The organism is Streptomyces lushanensis (assembly GCF_001700515.1).
GTDB classification, from domain to species: domain Bacteria; phylum Actinomycetota; class Actinomycetes; order Streptomycetales; family Streptomycetaceae; genus Streptomyces; species Streptomyces lushanensis.
Window position 1 is genome coordinate 22266 of record NZ_MAUD01000168.1, and the last position, 21172, is coordinate 43437.

Here is a 21172-nt window from a genome sequence, read left to right on the forward strand (position 1 = left end):
GCGATGACCTGGTGGTTGCCAAGAACGGCGGACCGTGTCAGGCTGCCCGATTAACGATGATCCCCCTGCCCTCCGGGCGCCGCGGGAGAGCCGGTGCCGCGTATGCCGCGGCCATGTGCCCCGGGCGGCCCGTCGGCACGGGCTGTGATCGTGTTGACCGTCAAACTTTTTGGTGAGAGTCTGGAATCCCCGCGCACCTCAGCTGTTTGGCAGTAAAGAACCGCAGTGAAGAACAAGCACTGCCAGGCACCGCGGGTGCGATTTCCCTCACGACCCACACCGCATTCGGTCGGTCACTCAGTGTGGAGGACCATCCATCATGGCAAAGGCGCTTCTCGGTTATGTCGGCGGTTCCGACCCGCGACTCCTCGCCGAGATGCGACGGCTTCAGCAGCGCGTCCAGGACCTCGAATCCGAACTCGTACGGATCCAGTCCGAGAACGACGCGTTGAACGCCGCCGTCGCACAGCACCCTGGAGAGTCGCTGCTCGACGGCATCGACATCGATGTTCACCAGGCGGAGCCTGCGCTCACCTGACGACAGCCCCCTCGGGGTCGGGTGAGAAACACTCTCGCAAGAATATGCAAGGGACGCTTCGGCGTCCCTTCTTTCTTTCCATCTTCCGCTGTACGAACGATTGTTGGCCTCGCAACGACTTTCTTAACGTCTGATGTGCCCTGCGCGTTCGGCGGTGAAACCGGCAGCGGACGATCGGGGCGGGGGTAGAGTCCAGCGGCGTGCATCTCAAGGCCATGACCCTCCGCGGGTTCAAATCCTTCGCCTCCGCCACGACGCTGCGCTTCGAGCCGGGAATCACCTGTGTCGTCGGGCCGAACGGCTCGGGCAAGTCCAATGTGGTGGACGCGCTCTCCTGGGTCATGGGCGAGCAGGGGGCCAAGTCGCTGCGCGGCGGCAAGATGGAGGACGTGATCTTCGCCGGGACGACCGGCCGGCCGCCGCTCGGGCGTGCCGAGGTCTCGCTCACCATCGACAATTCCGACGGTGCGCTGCCCATCGACTACGCGGAAGTCACCATCACGCGGATCATGTTCCGCAACGGAGGCAGTGAGTACCAGCTCAACGGCGACACCTGCCGGCTGCTCGACATCCAGGAACTGCTCTCCGACTCCGGTATCGGCCGCGAGATGCACGTCATCGTCGGACAGGGCCAGCTCGACTCCGTCCTGCACGCCGATCCGACCGGGCGCCGGGCCTTCATCGAGGAGGCGGCGGGCGTGCTCAAGCACCGCAAGCGCAAGGAGAAGGCGCTGCGGAAGCTGGACGCGATGCAGGCCAATCTCGCCAGGGTGCAGGACCTCACCGACGAACTGCGCCGCCAGCTCAAACCGCTCGGGCGGCAGGCCGCGGTCGCCCGCAGGGCCGCCGTCATACAGGCCGATCTGCGCGACGCGCGGCTGCGGCTGCTCGCCGACGATCTGGTGCGGCTGCGCGAGGCACTCCGTACGGAGATCGCGGACGAGGCCGAGCTGAAGCAGCGCAAGGAGGACGCGGAGCGCCGGCTCGGGGTGGCGCTCACGCGGGAGGCGGAGCTGGAGGAGGAGGTGCGGCGGCTGGCGCCGCGGCTCCAGCGCGCCCAGCAGACCTGGTACGAGCTGTCCCAGCTCGCGGAGCGGGTGCGCGGTACGGTCTCGCTGGCCGACGCCCGGGTGAAGAGCGCGACCGCGGCGCCCACGGAGGAGCCGCGGGGGCGCGATCCCGAGGACATGGAGCGCGAGGCCGCCCGGATCCGTGAGCAGGAGGCGGAGCTGGAGGCCGCGCTGGAGGCGGCGGAGCACGCACGGGAGGACACCGTCGCGCACCGCGCCGAGCTGGAGCGCGAGCTGGCCGCGGAGGAGCGCAGGCTGAAGGACGCCGCGCGGGCGATCGCCGACCGGCGCGAGGGCCTGGCCCGGCTGACCGGCCAGGTCAACGCGGCGCGCAGCAGGGCCGCCTCGGCCCAGGCGGAGATCGGCCGGCTCGCGGCGGCCCGCGACGGGGCACGGGAGCGCGCCGCCGCCGCACAGGAGGAGTACGAGCAGCTCAAGGCCGAGGTGGACGGCCTGGACGCCGACGACCACGAACTTGCCGGGCGGTACGAGGCGGCGCGTGGCGCGCTGGCCGAGGCGGAGGCGGCGCTGACGGCGGCGCGCGAGGCCGCCACCACGGCGGAGCGCACCCGCGCGGCCGTCGCCGCCCGCCATGACGCGCTCGCCCTCGGGCTGCGCCGCAAGGACGGCACCGGCGCCCTGCTCGCGGCCCGCGACCGGCTCTCCGGACTGCTCGGCCCGGCCGCCGAACTGCTCACCGTCACCTCCGGCTACGAGATCCCGGTGGCCGCGGCCCTCGGCGCCGCCGCCGACGCGATCGCCGTCGCGGATCCCGCGACGGCGGCGCGGGCGATCCGGCTGCTGCGCGAGCAGGACGCGGGCCGCGCGTCGCTGCTGCTGGCGAGCACGAGCGCGCCGTCCCGGCGGACCGAGGCCGGCCCCTCGGCCGGACCGGCGGCGGCGCCCGGCGAGGTCCCCGGCCGGGCCGACGGATCCCGTGGTACGGGCGCGCTCCTGCCGGGCCAGGCGGGCGGCGCGGCACCGGGCCGCGGCGACGCCGGGCCGGAGTCCTGGCCGCGCCCGCACCCCGGGGTTCCCGCCCAGCCGGGCGAGACCTCTCTTGGCGGTGACGGCGCGTCGGCCCAGGCGGGCGGGGTGTCCGGCGGGCCGCCGGCGGAGGACGGTCCGGCCCGCGGCGGTCTCGCGGACGAGATCCCTCGTGCCGCCGCGCCGGCCGGCGCGCCCGGTCGGGCCGACGGCGGTACGGGCCCGGCCACCGGCACGGAGAGCGCGTCCCGCGCCGCCCTCGCCGCGGGCGGGCCGTGTGTCATCGACCTCGTGCGAGGACCCGCCGCGCTGCTGGAGGCCGTACGGCGGCTCGTACGGGACACCGTCGTCGTCGGCACGCTCGAAGAGGCCGAGGACCTTGTCGCCGCGCGGCCCGAGCTGACCGCCGTGACCGCCGAGGGCGATGTCCTCGGAGCGCACTTCGCACAGGGCGGGTCCGCGGGCGCGCCCAGTCTGCTGGAGGTGCAGGCGTCCGTGGACGAGGCCGCCGCCGAGCTGGCGGAGCTGGCCGTACGGTGCGGGGAACTGGCCGAGGAGCAGCGGCGGGCCGTCGACCGGCGCGCCGGGTGCGCCGCGCTCGTGGAGGAGCTGGGCGAGCGGCGCCGGGCCGCCGACCGGGAGAAGTCCGCCGTGTCCGGGCGGCTCGGCCGGCTCTCCGGGCAGGCCCGTGGCGCCGTCGGTGAGGCCGAGCGGACGGCCGCCGCCGTCGCCAAGGCCCAGGACGCGCTGGAGCGCGCCACCGCGGAGGTGGAGGAGCTGGCGGAGCGGCTGCTCGTCGCCGAGGAGGCCCCGGTGCAGGAGGAGCCCGACACCTCCGTACGGGACCGGCTCGCCGCCGACGGCGCCAACGCCCGCCAGACCGAGATGGAGGCCCGGCTCCAGGTCCGTACCCACGAGGAGCGGGTGAAGGGACTCGCGGGCCGGGCCGACGCGCTCGACCGGGGCGCGCGCGCCGAGCGCGCCGCGCGGGCGCGCGCCGAGGAGCGGCGCGCCCGGCTGCGCCACGAGGCCGAGGTGGCCGGCGCGGTCGCGGCCGGCGCCAGGCAACTGCTGGCGCATGTGGAGGTGTCGGTCGTCAGGGCCGAGGCCGAGCGCGTGGCGGCCGAGGCCGCCAAGGCCGAGCGCGAGAGGGAGCTGGTCGGCGAGCGGAACCAGGGCCGCGACCTCAAGAACGAGCTGGACAAGCTCACCGACTCGGTCCACCGCGGCGAGGTGCTCGGCGCCGAGAAGCGGCTGCGGATCGAGCAGCTGGAGACCAGGGCGCTGGAGGAGCTGGGTGTCGAACCGGCCGGGCTGATCGCCGAGTACGGTCCCGATCAGCTGGTCCCTCCTTCGCCGCCCGCCGAGGGCGAGGAGCTGCCCGACGATCCCGGGCATCCGCGCAACCAGCCGAGGCCCTATGTACGGGCGGAGCAGGAGAAGCGGCTCAAGGCGGCCGAACGGGCCCATCAGCAGCTCGGCAAGGTGAATCCGCTCGCCCTTGAGGAGTTCGCGGCACTGGAGGAGCGGCACAACTTCCTCTCCGAGCAGCTCGAAGACCTCAAGAAGACCCGTGCCGATCTGCTCCTCGTGGTCAAGCAGGTGGACGAGCGGGTCGAGCAGGTCTTCACCGAGGCCTACCGGGACACGGCCGTTCAGTTCGAGGGCGTCTTCTCCCGGCTCTTCCCGGGCGGCGAGGGACGGCTGATCCTGACCGACCCGGAGAACATGCTCACCACCGGTGTGGATGTGGAGGCCAGGCCCCCGGGCAAGAAGGTCAAGCGGCTGTCCCTGCTCTCGGGCGGTGAACGGTCGCTGACGGCCGTGGCGCTGCTCGTGTCGATCTTCAAGGCGCGGCCGAGTCCGTTCTATGTGATGGACGAGGTCGAGGCGGCGCTGGACGACACCAATCTCCAGCGGCTGATCCGGATCATGCAGGAGCTCCAGGAGAGCTCCCAGCTCATTGTGATCACCCATCAGAAGCGGACGATGGAGGTCGCGGACGCGCTGTACGGGGTCTCGATGCAGGGCGACGGCGTCTCCAAGGTGATCAGCCAGCGGCTGCGCTGACCTCGCGCGCGCCTTCTCGCGTGTCCCCTCGTCCCGCGTGCCCCCGCCTGGCGTGTCCTCCCGCCTCGCGTACCGGCCCGCCTCGCGCGCCGCCGTGGCGCCTCCGCGCCGGCCCTGACCAGGCACCCGGCCGGACCGTTTCCGTCTCCCGCTGGTGGGCAGCCGGGAGTTGTGCCCCACTGGAAGGGCTTGCCACACCCTCACGCCCGGCGCGGCACGGCCGGGCGGCCCCAGGAGACCATGTGACCAGCACAGCGAAGCTCCCTCCGCCGACCGGCGGCCGGGCCGCGCACCCGGAAAACCTCAGGCATGTCGTCTTCATCACGGCGTCGGCCGCGATGGGCGGCTTCCTCTTCGGCTACGACAGCTCGGTGATCAACGGCGCCGTCGAGGCCATCCGCAGCCGGTACGACATCGGCTCCGCGGCCCTCGCCCAGGTCATCGCCGTCGCGCTGATCGGCTGTGCGATCGGCGCGGCGACGGCGGGCCGGATCGCCGACCGCGTCGGCCGTATCCGCTGCATGCGGATCTCGGCGGTCCTCTTCACCGTCAGCGCGGTCGGCTCGGCGCTGCCCTTCGACATCTACGACCTCGCGTTCTGGCGGATCGCCGGCGGCTTCGCGATCGGTATGGCGTCGGTGATCGGCCCCGCGTACATCGCCGAGGTCTCGCCGGCCGCCTACCGCGGCCGGCTCGGCTCCTTCCAGCAGGCGGCGATCGTCGTCGGTATCGCCGTCTCCCAGCTCGTGAACTTCGGCATCCTCCGGCTCGCGGGGGGCGACCAGCGCGGCCGGCTGCTCGGTCTGGAGGCCTGGCAGTGGATGCTCGGTGTGATGGTCGTGCCCGCGCTGCTGTACGGGATGCTCACCCTCGCCATCCCCGAGTCGCCGCGCTATCTGATCGCCGTGGGCCGCACCCGGCAGGCCAGGGAGGTTCTCGCGGAGGTCGAGGACAAGGACACCGACCTCGACGCCAGGGTCGCCGAGATCGAGCACGCGATGCGCCGTGAGCGCACGTCGCGGTTCAGGGATCTGAAGGGCGGCCGGTTCTTCTTCCTGCCCATCGTGTGGGTGGGTATCGGGCTCTCGATGTTCCAGCAGCTCGTCGGCATCAATGTCGCCTTCTACTACTCGGCGACGCTCTGGCAGTCGGTCGGCGTCGATCCGTCCGGCTCGTTCTTCTACTCGTTCACGACGTCGATCGTGAACATCGTCGGCACCGTGATCGCGATGGTGCTGGTCGACCGGGTCGGCCGCAAACCGCTCGCGCTCGCCGGTTCGGCCGGTATGGCGCTCGCGCTCGCCTTCGAGGCCTGGGCGTTCTCCGCTCCTCTCGTCGACGGCAGGCTGCCGGCCACCGAGGGCACCGTCGCGCTGATCGCGGCCCATGTGTTCGTGCTCTTCTTCGCGCTCTCCTGGGGCGTCGTCGTCTGGGTCTTCCTCGGCGAGATGTTCCCCAACCGGATCCGCGCGGCGGCGCTCGGTGTCGCCGCCGCGGCCCAGTGGATCGCCAACTGGGCGATCACGGCGAGCTTCCCGAGTCTGGCCGACTGGAATCTCTCGGGCACGTATGTCGTCTACACCTGCTTCGCGGTGCTCTCCATCCCGTTCATGCTGGTGTTCGTCAGGGAGACCAAGGGCAGGACGCTGGAGGAGATGGGCTGACCGGACGGGCCGACCGGACGGATCGGCCCGGTGGGCCGGACCAGGGCCGGGACCGGCCGTGGCTGATACTGGGAGCGTTATGGAACTCGTCATCCTTGTTGTAGTCATCGCCCTGGTCGCGGTCGTCGCGATCGGCGGGCTCGTGGTCGGCAGCCGCAGAAGGAAGAGCCTGCCGTCCCGGCCACCGTCGAGTACGCCGACCACCACAGCTCCGCCCTCCGAACCGCAGGTCGGCGACGAGGCGGAGGAACCGCGCGACGAGTCGCGCCGCACGATCGAGGAGGTCGGCCTCCCCGATTCCGCCGGCACGCGGGTCGTCGTCGAGGAGCCGCCCGTCGCCGAGCCACTCGCGCCGGTGATCGAGATCCCCGAGCCGACGGCGGGCCGGCTGATCCGGCTGCGCGCCCGGCTCGCGCGCTCGCAGAACTCGCTCGGCAAGGGACTGCTGACGCTGCTGTCCCGAGAGCATCTGGACGAGGAGACCTGGGAGGAGATCGAGGACACCCTCCTGACCGCCGATGTCGGTGTCGCGCCCACCCAGGAACTGGTCGAGCGGCTGCGGGAGCGGGTACGGGTGCTCGGTACGCGTACGCCAGAGGGGCTGCGCGGCCTGCTCAGGGAGGAGCTCGTGCAGCTTCTCGGCACGGACCTCGACCGCGCGGTGAGGACCGAGAGCCCGCTGGACACTCCGGCCGTGGTGATGGTCGTCGGGGTCAACGGCACCGGCAAGACGACCACGACCGGCAAGCTGGCGCGGGTGCTGGTCGCGGACGGGCGGTCGGTGGTGCTCGGCGCCGCGGACACCTTCCGCGCCGCGGCGGCCGACCAGCTCCAGACCTGGGGGGAGCGGGTCGGCGCCCGTACGGTACGCGGTCCCGAGGGCGGCGATCCCGCGTCGGTCGCCTTCGACGCGGTCAAGGAGGGCATCGCGGAGGGCGCGGATGTCGTACTGATCGACACCGCGGGCCGGCTGCACACCAAGACCGGGCTGATGGACGAGCTGGGCAAGGTCAAGCGGGTCGTGGAGAAGCACGGGCCGCTGGACGAGGTGCTGCTGGTCCTGGACGCGACGACCGGGCAGAACGGGCTGGTGCAGGCGCGGGTGTTCGCGGAGGTCGTGGACATCACCGGCATCGTGCTGACGAAGCTGGACGGTACGGCGAAGGGCGGCATCGTGATCGCGGTGCAGCGGGAGCTGGGCGTACCGGTGAAGCTGGTGGGACTGGGCGAGGGCGCGGACGATCTGGCGCCGTTCGAGCCCGGGGCGTTCGTGGACGCGCTGATCGGGGACTGAGCCTTCGCGGCGGCGGCACACCGGGAGCGGGAGGCCGGGGCACCTGAGGGGCCCTCGCCTCCCGCCCGCGTTTCCGTGCGTTGACGCGTTTCACTGTGTTGACGAGCGATGGCAGATGTACGCCAGGGTGCCCAGCAGCAGCCGGGCCTGAGGCGGATCGGCCGCGTTGTCCAGCGACGGGGGACGCAGCCAGCGGACCGGTCCCAGACCCGGCATCTCCGAGGGCGGGGCCATGACATGGCTGCCCGAACTCAGACCGCGCAGATCCAGATCGGCGTCGTCCCAGCCCATCCGGTAGAGCAGCTCGGGCAGCTCGGCCGCGGCGCCCCGCGCGACGAAGAAGTGGGCCCGGCCGGCCGGGGTCGCCATGACCGGGCCCAGCGGCAGCCCCATCCGTTCGAGCCGTACCAGCGCGCGGCTGCCCGCCTGCTCCGCCACCTCGATGATGTCGAAGCCGCGGCCCACCGGGAGCAGCACCGCCGCGCCCGGCACCTCCGACCAGAGCCGGGTGACCTCGTCGAGCGTGGCGCCCGCCGGCACCTCGGGGCGGAAGTCCAGCGGATGGGCGCCCGGCGACGCGCAGCGCGCCGAGCCGCAGGAGCACACCCCGCCCGTGGCCCGCGCACCGGGAACGACGTCCCAGCCCCAGAGCCCGGTGTACTCCGCCACCGCGGTGCACTCTGTCGTCCGGCCGCGGCGCCGTGAGCCGGACCGCATCTCCCGGATGCCGCCGATCGTGAAGCCCATGCCCCCTCCAACGGGTTGAACTCGCCGGTGGTTACGTCTCGCAGTCTGCCCGTGACACTCCGTCGTGACCGAGGCGGTCCGGGCGGCGCGAAGTGGCACTTGGGGTGGTGCGACCCGATGTGTACGCCCCGGCGCACAACGCCGCGCGGGCCGCTGACCCATGTGTGTCAAGTCAATCGCGCCCGGTGAGAGGTGAGTTCATTCGAAGGGGTGGCGAATGGTGGCGTTTGTGGAATCACCCTCGCTGGACGGGTGATCGTAGGATTACTTTCAGTGCACGAACCGTGGGGAAAAGCACACGCGCGGGTATGCCGGGGGCAACTCGGTTTCCTGTTCGAAGGGGCGCGACCTCAGGACAGCCGGCCACGATTGACGGCATTCTGGTACCGGTTCGCGCGACAGGGCTTCAGCGGATGGGGGCGTTCCAGTGGGTGGCAGCGGCGCAGGCGGTACGAATACCGGCAAGCGTCCGAATGGGCAACTCGGCTCGTGGTTCCTGCGCAGCGGCTGGTCGAAAGGCGAACTGGCGCGTCAGGTCAACCGCAGGGCGCGGCAGATGGGCGCGCACCACATCAGCACGGACACCTCGCGCGTGCGGCGCTGGCTCGACGGCGAACAGCCGCGCGAGCCGATCCCCCGTATTCTCTCCGAGCTCTTCTCCGAGCGCTTCGGTTCCGTTGTCGGCATCGAGGAACTCGGGCTGCGCACCGCGCACCAGTCGCCTTCGGTCTCCGGTGTCGATCTGCCCTGGGCGGGGCCGCAGACGGTCGCCCTGATCAGCGAGTTCTCCCGGAGCGACCTGATGCTGGCCCGGCGCGGTTTTCTCGGCACCTCGCTGGCGCTCGCCGCGGGCCCGTCCCTGGTCGAGCCCATGCAGCGCTGGCTGGTGCCCGTTCCGACGGGAGATCCGGGCGGGCCGCGGGCCGAGTCCGTACCCTCGCACCGGCCCTCCAAGCTCTCCGGGCCCGAGCTGGAGCTGCTGGAGTCGACCACCGCGATGTTCCGCCAGTGGGACGCGCAGTGCGGCGGCGGTCTGCGGCGCAAGGCGGTGGTCGGGCAGCTCCACGAGGTCACGGATCTCCTCCAGGAGCCGCAGCCCGAGGCCACCGCGCGGCGGCTGTTCCGGTGCGCGGCCGAGCTGGCCGAGCTGGCCGGCTGGATGAGTTATGACGTCGGTCTCCAGCCCAATGCCCAGAAATACTTCGTCCTCGCCCTGCATGCGGCAAAGGAGGCCGGCGACAAACCGCTGGGCTCTTACATCCTTTCCTCGATGAGCCGTCAGATGATTCATCTGGGGCGGCCCGACGACGCGTTGGAGCTGATCCATCTCGCGCAGTACGGCAGCCGTGACTGCGCCACGCCCCGGACCCAGGCGATGCTGTATGCGATGGAGGCGCGCGCGTACGCAAACATGGGACAGCCCGGCAAGTGCAAGCGGGCGACCAGAATGGCCGAGGACGCCTTCTCCGACGCCGGGTTCGACGGCGAGCCCGAGCCCGACTGGATCCGCTTCTTCTCCGAGGCGGAACTCCACGCGGAGAACGCCCACTCGTACCGCGATCTCGCCTATGTGGCGGGCCGCAGCCCCACCTACGCCTCCCTCGCCGAACCGCTGATGCGGCGTGCCGTCGACCTGTTCGAGAAGGACGAGGAGCACCAGCGGTCGTACGCGCTGAACCTGATCGGCATGGCCACCGTCCATCTCCTCAAGAAGGAGCCCGAGCAGTCCACCGCCCTGGCCCAGCAGGCCCTGAAGGTGGCACGCAAGGTGCGCTCCGAGCGCGTCAACACCCGGCTGCGCAAGACCGTGGACACCGCGGCCAGGGACTTCGCCGACGTCGCCGAGGTCACCGATCTCACGGATCTGCTCACCGCCCAGCTGCCCGAATCCGCCGAGGCCGTCTGACCCGGCCGGCTCGCGCGCCGGACATCAAGCCCCGGTCGCGGCGCTCACCCCGTACCGCCCGACACGGCTCCCCCGCCGCCAGGTCAGCAGGGTGGGGGCCGCGGCCGGTTTCCGATGTCCGCAGAGGGTATCCGGGACCACCGCGACGATCCGCCGGTTCACCGGCTCGTAACACGCAGGTAGCCTTCGTCACGGGTGTGAAACATCGAGCGGCACTGACCGAAACCGCGTTGCGCCAATCTCCTCAGCACAAGTCGGCCCATACCTTGAGCATCCGCACGGGCCGTTCCGACCGCGAGGAGACGCTGGCCTTGAATGGCGCAGATACCGCATTCGTACTGATCAGTGCCGCGCTCGTCATGCTGATGACGCCCGGCCTGGCATTTTTCTACGGCGGCATGGTGCGGGTGAAGAGCGCCCTCAACATGCTCATGATGTCCTTGATCTCGCTCGGTATCGTCAGTGTGCTGTGGGTGCTGTACGGGTACTCGCTCACCTTTGGTGACGACATCGGCGGCGGGCTCCTGGGCAACTTCGACCACATCGGTATGAAGGGCATTTCGGCGGAGACGCTGACCGGGGGCAAGGAAGGCATTCCCGTCTTCGCCTTCGCGCTCTTCCAGCTGATGTTCGCCGTGCTCACGCCCGCGCTGATAAGCGGCGCGCTGGCGGACCGCGTGAAGTTCAGCGCCTGGGCGCTGTTCATCACCCTCTGGGTCTCCGTGGTGTACTTCCCGATCGCCCACTGGGTCTGGCAGTCCGACGGATGGCTCTTCAAACTCGGCGTCATCGACTTCGCCGGTGGTACCGCCGTCCATATCAACGCCGGTGTCGGAGCGCTCGCGGCCGTTCTTGTCGTCGGCAAGCGGATCGGATTCAAGAAGGACCCGATGCGACCGCACAATCTGCCGCTCGTCGTCCTCGGCGCCGCTCTGCTGTGGTTCGGCTGGTTCGGCTTCAACGCCGGCTCGGCGCTGGCCGCCAACGGCACCGCCGCCCTGATGGCCTTCAACACCCAGATCGCCACCGGCGCCGCGATGCTCGGCTGGCTGATCTACGAGCGCATCCGCCACGGCGCGTTCACCACCCTGGGTGCCGCCTCCGGTGCCGTCGCCGGTCTGGTCGCCATCACTCCCTCCGGTGCCGCCGTCAATCCCTTCGGCGCCCTGCTCATCGGTGTCGTGGCCGGTGCGGTCTGCTCGTGGGCCGTCAGCCTCAAGTTCAAGCTGGGCTACGACGACTCCCTCGACGTGGTCGGTGTCCACCTCGTCGGCGGTGTGATCGGCACCCTGCTCGTCGGTGTCCTCGCGATCGACGGTGTCGGCGGCGGTTCGCAGCTCGGCAAGCAGGCCGTCGGTGCGTTCTCGGTGATGGCGTACTCCTTCGTGGTCTCCTGGATCCTCGCGAAGATCGTCGACGCCACCATCGGCTTCCGGGCCTCCGAGGACGACGAGACCAGCGGTGTCGACATGGCCTTCCACGCCGAGACGGCGTACGACTACAGCGCGGTGGGAGGGTCGCCGTCGGGCCGTAGTAGCGTGCCCGCCGCCAACCAGGACGGTATCGCCGCGGCGACGAACAAGAAGGTGGACGCATGAAGCTCATCACCGCAGTCGTGAAGCCTCACAGGCTGGACGAGATCAAGGAGGCCCTCCAGGCCTTCGGCGTCCACGGGCTCACGGTCACGGAGGCCAGCGGATACGGCCGGCAGCGCGGTCACACCGAGGTCTACCGGGGCGCGGAGTACACCGTCGACCTCGTACCGAAGATCCGCATAGAGGTGCTGGTCGAGGACGACGACGCGGAAGAGCTCATCGACGTGGTGGTGAAGGCCGCCCGCACCGGCAAGATCGGTGACGGGAAGGTGTGGAGCGTACCGGTCGAAACGGCGGTCCGGGTCCGGACCGGCGAGCGCGGCCCGGACGCCCTCTAGGCCCTGTCCGGCGATCTTCGCGGGCCCGCGAAGATCGGTGCGGTATCGCGGGGCGGAGGACCGGCGTCGCCGACGGACCGTACGCGGTCGGGCGACTCCGAGACAGGCAAACACTGCCGGTCGCGGCACGAGAGACGGGAACGACTGGGTGACGAGCCTCGAAGAGACGACCGAACAGGCAGACTCGGGACCCAGCGGCTATGCGGCGGCCCGGCTGCGCCTTCTCCAGGAGAAGACGCGGCCGGGGCCGCCGCGCCGCGCCGCCCTGGCCCGGCTGACCGACAGCTGGCTGAACGCGCTGTTCACCACCGCGGCCCAGGAGGCCGGAGTGCGCGGCGCAGCCCTCGTGGCCGTCGGCGGCTACGGACGAGGAGAGCTGTCACCGCGCAGCGACCTCGATCTGCTCCTGCTGCACGACGGCAAGTCCCCCGCGGGCGCCATCGCCGCCCTCGCCGACCGGGTCTGGTATCCGGTCTGGGACCTCGGACTCGCCCTCGACCACTCCGTACGCACCCCCGCCGAGGCCCGCAGAACCGCGGCCGAGGACCTCAAGGTGCAGCTCGGACTCCTCGACGCCCGGCATGTCGCGGGCGATCTGGGCCTGGTCACCGGGGTGCGGACCGCGATCCTCGCCGACTGGCGCAACACCGCCGTCAAGCGCCTTCCCGCGCTGGACGAGCTGTGCCGGGAGCGCGCCGAGCGCCACGGCGAACTGCGATTCCTGCTGGAGCCCGACCTCAAGGAGGCCAGGGGCGGCCTGCGCGACGCCACCGCGCTGCGCGCCGTCGCCGCGTCCTGGCTGGCCGACGCGCCCCGGGAGGGTCTCGCCGACGCCCGCCGCGCGCTCCTCGACGTACGGGACGCCCTCCATCTCACCACGGGCCGCGCCACCGACCGGCTCGCCCTCCAGGAACAGGATCCCGTCGCCGAGGAGCTCGCCCTGCTCGACGCCGATGTCCTGCTCCGGCAGGTGTACGAGGCCGCGCGCACGGTCTCGTACGCCTCGGACGTCACCTGGCGCGAGGTCAACCGGGTGCTGCGGTCGCGGTCCGTACGCCCCCGGCTGCGGGCCATGCTGGGCGGCAAGCCCGCTCCCGAGCGCACTCCGCTCGCCGAGGGTGTCGTGGAGATGGACGGCGAGGCCGTGCTCGCCCGCGCCGCGCGCCCGGAACGGGATCCCGTACTGCCCCTGCGGGCGGCCGCCGCAGCCGCCCAGGCCGGTCTGCCGATCTCGCTGCACGCCGTTCGGCTGCTCGGCAGCGCCGCGAAACCGCTGCCGGTGCCCTGGCCGGCCGAGGCCCGCGAGGAGCTCGTCACCCTGCTCGGCGCCGGTGAGTCCACCGTCCCGGTCTGGGAGGCGCTCGAAGCCGAGGGCCTGATCACGCGGCTGCTGCCCGACTGGGAGCGGGTCCGCTGCCGGCCCCAGCGCAACGCCGTCCACACCTGGACCGTCGACCGCCATCTGGTGGAGACCGCCGTCCAGGCCTCCTCGCTCACCCGCCGGGTGAGCCGTCCCGACCTGCTGCTCGTCTGCGCGCTGCTGCACGACATCGGCAAGGGCTGGCCCGGCGACCACTCCGTGGCCGGTGAGGTCATCGCCCGGGACGTGGCCGCCCGGATCGGCTTCGACCAGGAGGACATGGGCGTCATCGCCACGGTCGTACGCCACCATCTCCTGCTCATCGACACCGCGACCCGTCGCGATCTGGACGACCCCGCCACCGTCGCCTCGGTCGCCGCCCGCATCGGCTCCGCCGGCACGCTGGAACTGCTGCACGCGCTCACCGAGGCCGACGCGCTCGCCACCGGGCCCGCGGCCTGGTCGTCCTGGCGTGCCTCGCTCGTCGACGACCTCGTCGCACGCGTCGCCGCCGTCCTCGCGGGTGACACGCCCGCCGAGCCCGAGCCCACCGCGCCCAGCGCCGAACAGGAACGGCTGGCCGTGGAGGCGCTGCGCACCGGTGATCCGGTGCTCGCGCTGCGCGCCCAGGCCGAGACCAGGCAGGAGGAGGACGGCACGCCGGAGCCCGTCGGCGTCGAACTGCTCATCGCCCTGCCCGACCAGCCGGGCGTCCTGCCCGCGGCGGCCGGAGTGCTGGCCCTGCACCGGCTCACCGTACGGGCCGCCGATCTGCGCGCCATCGAACTGCCCACGGAACTGGGCGGGACCAGCGGCCCCGGCGGCACCACGGAGGTGCTGCTGCTGAGCTGGCGCGTCGCGGCCGAGTACGGCTCGCTTCCGCAGGCCGTGCGGCTCCGCGCCGATCTCGTACGGGCCCTGGACGGCTCGCTGGACATTCCCGCCAGGCTCGCCGAGCGGGAGGCGGCCTATCCGCGCCGTCGCGGTGTGCAGGCGCCGCCGCCACGGGTGACGGTCGCGCCGACCGCCTCGCAGCTCGCCACGGTCATCGAGGTCCGTGCCCAGGACGCGCCGGGGCTGCTGCACCGGATCGGGCGCGCCCTGGAGGAGGCGGCGGTACGGGTGCGCAGCGCCCATGTCTCGACGCTGGGGGCGAACGCGGTGGACACGGTCTATGTCACGCGCGCGGACGGCTCCCCGCTCCCGGAGGCGGACGCGGTGGCCCTGGCGAAGGGACTGGAGGCGGCCCTGAGCTGACGCCCGGACAGCGGGCCGACGCTCCGGACACCGGGCCGACGCCCGGGACGGCGTGCCGCCGGGGCCGTGCCGCGGGGCTCGTAGCGGCAGGCCTGTCACGGCGGACGCCGCCCGTACCGCCCGGCTCGTCACGGCGGACACCGGGGCACCGGCCGTACGGTGGAGCGTGCCACCCGTACGGCCGTGCCCGCCGCGGGGCAGACCTCACCGCACGCGGCCGGATACCCTGGGGGACGGTCTGTCCTTCACCGCGCGGGGACGGCCCCCTCATCCGCTCCCGACCTGAGGATCCGCGACCACCGTGTTCGACACTCTCTCCGACCGCCTCTCAGCGACGTTCAAGAACCTCCGCGGCAAGGGGCGACTGTCCGAGGCGGACATCGACGCCACCGCGCGCGAGATCCGTATCGCGCTCCTCGAAGCGGATGTCGCGCTGCCCGTCGTCCGCGCCTTCACCGCGAATCTCAAGGAGCGGGCCCGCGGCGCCGAGGTCTCCCGGGCGCTCAATCCCAGCCAGCAGATCCTCAAGATCGTCAATGAGGAACTGGTCGGCATCCTCGGCGGTGAGACCCGGGTCCTGCGCTTCGCCAAGCAGCCGCCGACCGTGATCATGCTCGCGGGTCTCCAGGGCGCCGGAAAGACCACGCTGGCCGGAAAGCTCGGCCTCTGGCTCAAGGGCCAGGGCCACACCCCGCTGCTCGTCGCCTGTGACCTCCAGCGCCCCAACGCCGTGAACCAGCTCGCCGTCGTCGCCGACCGCGCGGGCGTCGCGGTGTACGCGCCGGAGCCGGGCAACGGTGTCGGCGATCCGGTCAAGGTCGCCAGGGACTCCATCGACTACGCGAAGACCAAGCAGTACGACGTCGTCGTCGTCGACACCGCGGGCCGCCTCGGTATCGACCAGGAGATGATGAAGCAGGCCGCGGACATCCGCGACGCCGTCAGCCCCGACGAGACGCTCTTCGTGGTCGACGCGATGATCGGCCAGGACGCCGTCAACACCGCCGAGGCATTCCGCGACGGCGTCGGCTTCGACGGTGTCGTGCTCTCCAAGCTGGACGGCGACGCCCGGGGCGGCGCGGCCCTCTCCGTCGCGCATGTCACCGGCAAGCAGATCATGTTCGCGTCCAACGGCGAGAAGCTGGAGGACTTCGACGCCTTCCACCCGGACCGTATGGCGTCCCGCATCCTCGACATGGGTGATCTGCTCACCCTGATCGAGCAGGCGGAGAAGACGTTCAGCCAGGCCGAGGCCGAGAAGATGGCCTCCAAGCTGGCGAGCAGCAAGGGCGGCAAGGACTTCACGCTGGACGACTTCCTGGCGCAGATGGAACAGGTCAGGAAGATGGGCAGCATCAGCAAGCTGCTCGGGATGCTGCCCGGTATGGGGCAGATCAAGGACCAGATCAACAACATCGACGAGCGGGACGTGGACCGCACGGCCGCGATCATCAAGTCGATGACCCCGGGCGAGCGCAACGACCCGGTCATCATCAACGGCTCGCGCCGGGCCCGTATCGCACGGGGCTCCGGAGTCGAGGTCAGCGCGGTGAAGAACCTGGTGGAGCGGTTCTTCGAGGCCCGCAAGATGATGTCGAGGATGGCGCAGGGCGGCGGAATGCCGGGGATGCCGGGCATGCCCGGGATGGGCGGCGGGCCCGGCCGTACGAAGAAGAAGCAGAAGCAGGCCAAGGGCAAGCAGCGGTCCGGCAACCCGATGAAGCGGAAGGCCGAGGAGCAGGCCGCGGTCGCGCGGCGCGAGGAGGCCGCGGCGCAGCCGGGCGGTGCGTTCGGTCTGCCGGCCGGTGATCAGGACAAGAACTTCGAACTGCCCGACGAGTTCAAGAAGTTCATGGGCTGAGCGGGTTCACCGGACGGACCGGGCCGCGGGTCTCCGGCCTCCGGCACGGCGCCGGTCCCGAATCCGCCGAGGGCGGGGCGAGGACGAGGACGGGCGGTCCTGCTGTGGCGGCCCGCTCCTGGCGGCGCCTCACAGGGCCCGGCCCCGGCTGTCGTACAGGCCGGTCAGCCGGGGCTCACCGGCCGAGAGACCGGATAGGACCGCGACGGTCGAGCGGGTGACGAAGATCTGGGTACGGAAGGCGAGTACGGCGGTGTCGCCGGCCCGGACCAATCCGCGCGAGGCGGGCGCAGCCAGCAGCCGGTAGTAGTCGATGTTCTCGGCGGGCGCGTCCTGTACCGCGAGGCGCACCCCGGCGCGCGGGAGCAGGGCGTCCCGGATGTCCGCGCGCGGGTAGAAGCCGCCGCCGCGGAGCGCGGGCCGGCCGTCCGCGAGGGTGTGCGCGACCTCGCTGACATAGACGTAGGCGGGCCGTTCCGGCTGGTCGGGATCGATCGCGTGCAGCGGAGTGGTGCCGCTCAGACAGTGGCCCGGCTCGCCATGGGTGGCGCCCAGCTCCGCCAGCAGCGGCAGACTCGCCATGGAGGTGGCGCCGGGCGCGCTGAGCTTCAGCCCCGCGTGGCCGCGCGCGGCGAGCGACTCCCGCGCCTTGAGGGCCCGTTCGAAGCCGGCGGTCGGGACAGGAACGCCCGTCACCGGATGGCAGAGCACGCACGGGAACGCGGTGACGCCCGCGATCCTGATGCCCGCGAGCTTCTCCGCGGCGGCGGCGAAGCCGTCCACGGCGTCGAGCGGCACACCGCCCTCCTGACCGGGATGGACCGATCCCGGGGCGCCCTCGATCCGTACGAACACGTCCTGGACGAAGCCCAGTGCACGGGCGGCGTCCGAGACGGCCCGTGCGTTGGCGAGGTCGAAGACGGTCACGGCCTCGGGCCGCCGCGCCAGCAGCTCCGGGAGCGCGCGGTGCGGGATCTGTACGAGATGGCCGAGGTTGCCCGCCCGCGCGCCGCAGGCGTACAGGATCCGCGCCTCGGACGGATCGATCGCGGCGAAGCGCGGGATGTGCCGGGCGATCGCCCGGATCAGCGCCGGACCGCGGCCGAGCTGCTTGACGACGAACCAGAGCGAGAGACCGAGCCGTTCGGCCCCGGCGGCCAGCAGCGCCGCGTTGGCCTCGACGGCGTCGGCGTCGATGACATACGTGTCGGGCGGGATCGCCCCCGACCGGTGCAGCGCGGTCGCCCCGTCGACGAGCCCCGGGTTACGGGTGAGGACGGTGTCCAGGAACACGGTCAGCCCCTCAGCTCGCGCAGCGAACGGCGCAGGATCTCCAGGACGAGATCGGCGCCGGCCCGCATGGGGTTGATCCGTACGGTCCAGTCGGCGAGTTCGGGAGCGTCCTCCAGCGACGAGGCGGAGAGCCGGTGGACGAGCGGCGCGATCTCGTAGCGTGAGTCGGAGCCCACGGGGTAGGGCGCCGCGCCGTGCCGGGCGGCGACGGCGGGCAGTTCACGCGCCACCGGCCGGTCGAGCCGTACCAGCAGACAGCGGTCCTGGGCGTTGGCGATCCGTACCTCCGCGACACCGGGCACCTCACCGGCGGTGAGCCGGGCCGCGGCCTCCTCGCCCACCTGGGACTGGAGCGCCCACATGACGGGGACATGGGTGAGGGCGCGCAGGGCGTCGAGCGCCTGGTGGCCCTGGACCTGGCCGCCGCCCGAGTAGTTGTCGGCGCGCACGCGCGTGATGAGATCGCGGGCGCCGACGACGGCGCCGACGCCCTCGGGGCCGTGCAGCTTGAAGAGGGAGAAGCAGGAGGCGTCCGCGCCCAGTTCGGCTCCGGAGGCCGGGACGCGCATCACCGCGTAGTTGTCGTCCATGACGGTACGGACTCCGGCGGCCCGGCAGAGCGCGAGGATCTCGCCCGGCCCGTAGGAGTCGGCGAGCCGCTGTCTGCTGTGCTGGACGTACGCCCAGCCGAACGCACCGGACTCCAGGGCCTTCCGCAGCTCCGTCGGGTCGTTGAAATCGGCCTCCGTGGTGCGGACACCGAGTCCGCGCAGTGTGACGGCGGTCGTCCTGTAGACGGGCGCGCGGTGGATCAGCAGCGGCGCGCCGGGAGTGACGGCGGCCTGGAGCGCGGCCCGGACGGCGCCCGTTCCCGCGCCCTGGACGAGCGCGGCGTCCTCGGCGCCGAAGTGATCGGCGAGTACGGCCTCGACGCGCGCGGTGGTACGAGGCCGGCCGAGGCCCGGTACGACTCCGGTGTCGGCCTCGAAGAGCTGAGGGCCCTCGAAGTGGGCGGCGACGCACTCCAGCAGCCGGTACTGGAGCCGGACCGCGTCCTCCAGCGACACCGTCGGCAGCGGGAAGGTGGAAGGAAGCTGGACCGGGGGCAGCTGTGGGGACATCTCAGATCTCCTCCGCGCGGGTGCCGGTGCGTGTGCGTGTGGCTGTGCTCGTGCTCGTGGTTGTGCTTGTGCTTGTGGTTGTGGCCGTGCCGGTCAGAAAGCGCACCGGGTTCCGGCGCGTCATGAGGTCGATCAGCGAGTCGTCCACGCCCGCCGCGCGGGCCCTCGGCAGGAAGGAGCGGAAGAGATGCCCGTACCCCTGGCCGCCCTCCGACTCCAGACAGCCGTGGCGTGAGATGTCACCGCTGAGCAGGATCCGGTCCGCGTGCCCGGCCTCCAGCAGCGCCAGCAGCAGCCGCAGCCGGGTGTCGTCGCTCCGGTAGCGCTCCTTGCCGACGGTGTCGAACGCCACATACGCGCCGCTCGCGGCCAGTTCACGGTGGACCGCGGGGGCGTCGAGCAGATCCTGGTGGCCGAGGGAGATCCGGTGCGGTGGCAGGCCCGTACCGGTGAGCAGATCGAGCTGGGCGAGCGCGCCGCGGCCGAGCCGGGCGTGGGTGGCGACGGAGAGACCGGTGGCGAGGGCGGCATGGGCGGAGGCGAGGAGCGCGCGGGTCTCGGGCTCGCTCGGGTGGTCGCCGTGGCTGCCGATCTCACCGAGGACACCGGGTCTGATCCGGGCCCCATCGGCCTCGCGACCGAGTCCGTGGCCAAGTCCGTGGCCGCTCCCATGGTCGGGTCCGTCCGTGAAACCGTCCGCGACCTCGTCGGTGGGCTCGGTGAGCTCGGTGGTGAATCCGTCGGTGATCTCCCGGACCAGTGTCTCCGTGAGCTCCTCGACGCTCGCGCCACGGATCTCGTCCGGGTGGAACGGTTCGTAGTACCAGCCCGTGGCCGCGACGACTGCGACGCCGGACTCCTCGGCGATACGGGCCAGCGCGCGCGGATCGCGGCCCATGCCCCGGCACGTCAGCTCGATGACCAGGCCGAGCCCGAACTCGGCACGCAGAGCGGTCAGTTCCGCGGTGACGGCCGCCCGGTGGCGCGTGGCGTCCAGGACGGCGGCGCCGTCGCCCGCCCGGTCGAGGTCGAGCACGAGGTGTTCATGGGCGAGTGCCGGGCCGTGGACGGCGGAGACGGGCAGCGGCCCGGCGACGGTGAGCAGCCGGTCAGGGGTGTGGGGGGCCGGGGGAGGCGCAGGTGCCCCGGGGCGCTGTCGCATGGTGCGGGTGCCTTTCCGGTGGTGCGGGTGCCTTTCCGGCGCGCCCGGTCGGGACGGGCCTGGATCGGACGGATCGGAGGATGGAAGGGCCGGCCGGGCCATGGCCCGGGTGTCAGCCCTTCAGCGGTGTGAACAGATCGAGCCGGTGGAGGACGTTGAGCAGGACCCCGCCGGCCAGGACCGCCGCGGGTGCCGCCGCCATCCGCACCACGGGTCTGCCCATCGCCTCGTTCAGGAGATGGAGCCCGCCCACGACGAGGATGCCGAGACCGCCGCCCATGACATGGGCCGCGAGCAGGGAGCCGAAGAGGATCGCCGGCCCCAGCGTCTCGGTGATCGCGGCACGCAGATGCTCGGAGGAGTCCCGGACGCTCGGCAGCCTGCCGAGGACCTCGCCCAGGGAGGACAGGGCCAGCACTTCGAGGGCGAGGACAACGGCACCGACGACCGCCGCGAGCAGCGGGTTCGGCAGCAGGTAGCCGATGGGACAGACGAGCGTGAAGCCGGCGATGCCGTACGCGCCGGAGGCGAGCGCGGTCGTCGCGATCAGCGGGACGAAGCCGAGGGCCCGGTAGAAGTCGACCTGGGCCGCCTCGCCGTACTGGCCCTTGGCGATCAGAAAGCTGGTGGCCTCGCCTCCGCCGAACCTGTGCGTCTGCGCCAGGACACAGACTCCGGCGCCCAGCACCATGAACAGCGGCAGATGGCGGCGCAGCCGCAGTGCGCTGGAACGGAACAGGGAGGCCATGGGATCGTCCGCGCCCGCCTGGTCCGCCTGGTCCGCCTGTCCGGTACCGGAGGTCCGCTCCCCGGCCGCGCCGGCGGTGGCCCGCTCCACCGACCGCCGGACCAGGTCCTTCCTGACCGCGAAGCCGATGAGCAGCAGCACACCGGCGGCCATGGCCGCCG

Annotated in this window: 14 protein-coding genes; 9 read left to right on the plus strand and 5 right to left on the minus strand. The window is 72.0% G+C overall.

What is annotated here, in order from left to right:
- The first annotated feature begins 319 nt into the window (after positions 1–319).
- The 4 genes from BFF77_RS15715 (at position 320) to ftsY (ending at position 7623) form a co-directional block, all read left to right on the plus strand.
- Complete coding sequence (locus tag BFF77_RS15715; protein ID WP_046496132.1) at positions 320–538, plus strand: hypothetical protein; 219 nt, start codon at positions 320–322, stop codon at positions 536–538.
- A 200-nt stretch (positions 539–738) separates the two neighbouring features.
- Positions 739–4665, plus strand: a complete 3927-nt coding sequence (locus tag BFF77_RS15720) for an AAA family ATPase (protein ID WP_066949498.1) — start codon at positions 739–741, stop codon at positions 4663–4665.
- Positions 4666–4907: 242 nt separating this feature from the next.
- Positions 4908–6329, plus strand: a complete 1422-nt coding sequence (locus BFF77_RS15725) for a sugar porter family MFS transporter (RefSeq protein ID WP_066949501.1) — start codon at positions 4908–4910, stop codon at positions 6327–6329.
- Between the two features lie 79 nt (positions 6330–6408).
- Positions 6409–7623 carry a signal recognition particle-docking protein FtsY gene (ftsY, locus tag BFF77_RS15730; protein WP_066949504.1) on the plus strand — a complete coding sequence of 405 codons (1215 nt, stop codon included), beginning with the start codon at positions 6409–6411 and terminating at the stop codon, positions 7621–7623.
- Positions 7624–7713: 90 nt separating this feature from the next.
- Here the strand turns inward: ftsY and BFF77_RS15735 are convergent, their stop codons facing one another.
- Complete coding sequence (locus BFF77_RS15735) at positions 7714–8370, minus strand: bifunctional DNA primase/polymerase (protein ID WP_066949506.1); 657 nt, start codon at positions 8368–8370, stop codon at positions 7714–7716.
- Between the two features lie 427 nt (positions 8371–8797).
- On the opposite strand from BFF77_RS15735, the gene nsdA reads away from it, so the two are divergent.
- From nsdA to ffh, 5 genes are all read left to right on the plus strand, one after another.
- Positions 8798–10276, plus strand: coding sequence for a transcriptional repressor NsdA (nsdA, locus tag BFF77_RS15740; RefSeq protein ID WP_066949508.1), 1479 nt, complete (start codon positions 8798–8800; stop codon positions 10274–10276).
- A 311-nt stretch (positions 10277–10587) separates the two neighbouring features.
- Positions 10588–11874: an ammonium transporter gene (locus tag BFF77_RS15745; protein ID WP_066949511.1), complete on the plus strand. Its 1287-nt coding sequence runs from the start codon at positions 10588–10590 to the stop codon at positions 11872–11874.
- Entirely contained in the window at positions 11871–12209 is a 339-nt protein-coding gene (locus tag BFF77_RS15750; RefSeq protein ID WP_046499635.1) for a P-II family nitrogen regulator, read from the plus strand. Before BFF77_RS15745 ends, BFF77_RS15750 begins: the two co-directional genes overlap by 4 nt.
- 148 nt (positions 12210–12357) lie before the next feature.
- Positions 12358–14826, plus strand: coding sequence for a [protein-PII] uridylyltransferase (locus tag BFF77_RS15755; RefSeq protein ID WP_066949514.1), 2469 nt, complete (start codon positions 12358–12360; stop codon positions 14824–14826).
- A 301-nt stretch (positions 14827–15127) separates the two neighbouring features.
- Complete coding sequence (gene ffh, locus BFF77_RS15760; protein WP_066949517.1) at positions 15128–16687, plus strand: signal recognition particle protein; 1560 nt, start codon at positions 15128–15130, stop codon at positions 16685–16687.
- A gap of 129 nt (positions 16688–16816) precedes the next feature.
- On the opposite strand, the gene BFF77_RS15765 is transcribed toward ffh, so the two are convergent.
- The 4 genes from BFF77_RS15765 to BFF77_RS15780 form a co-directional block, all read right to left on the minus strand.
- The gene (locus BFF77_RS15765) at positions 16817–17980 is read right to left on the minus strand and encodes an alanine racemase (RefSeq protein ID WP_066949520.1); all 1164 of its coding nucleotides are present in this window, start codon (positions 17978–17980) and stop codon (positions 16817–16819) included.
- 2 nt (positions 17981–17982) lie between these two features.
- Positions 17983–19101, minus strand: a complete 1119-nt coding sequence (locus tag BFF77_RS15770; RefSeq protein WP_066949523.1) for an aminotransferase class V-fold PLP-dependent enzyme — start codon at positions 19099–19101, stop codon at positions 17983–17985.
- A 1-nt stretch (position 19102) separates the two neighbouring features.
- Positions 19103–20263, minus strand: a complete 1161-nt coding sequence (locus BFF77_RS15775) for a phosphotriesterase family protein (RefSeq protein ID WP_079125195.1) — start codon at positions 20261–20263, stop codon at positions 19103–19105.
- 112 nt (positions 20264–20375) lie between these two features.
- Positions 20376–21172: YhfT family protein (locus tag BFF77_RS15780; RefSeq protein ID WP_281196501.1), on the minus strand; the 797-nt coding region annotated here is incomplete at its 5' end.

Excerpts from the sequence above, each read along its gene's own strand:
- BFF77_RS15735 (WP_066949506.1), bottom strand. The coding sequence starts at position 8,370 with ATGGGCTTCACGATCGGCGGCATCCGGGAGATGCGGTCCGGCTCACGG.
- BFF77_RS15770 (WP_066949523.1), bottom strand. The coding sequence starts at position 19,101 with ATGTCCCCACAGCTGCCCCCGGTCCAGCTTCCTTCCACCTTCCCGCTG.
- BFF77_RS15775 (WP_079125195.1), bottom strand. The coding sequence starts at position 20,263 with ATGCGACAGCGCCCCGGGGCACCTGCGCCTCCCCCGGCCCCCCACACC.
- BFF77_RS15715 (WP_046496132.1), top strand. The coding sequence starts at position 320 with ATGGCAAAGGCGCTTCTCGGTTATGTCGGCGGTTCCGACCCGCGACTC.
- BFF77_RS15750 (WP_046499635.1), top strand. The coding sequence starts at position 11,871 with ATGAAGCTCATCACCGCAGTCGTGAAGCCTCACAGGCTGGACGAGATC.
- ftsY (WP_066949504.1), top strand. The coding sequence starts at position 6,409 with ATGGAACTCGTCATCCTTGTTGTAGTCATCGCCCTGGTCGCGGTCGTC.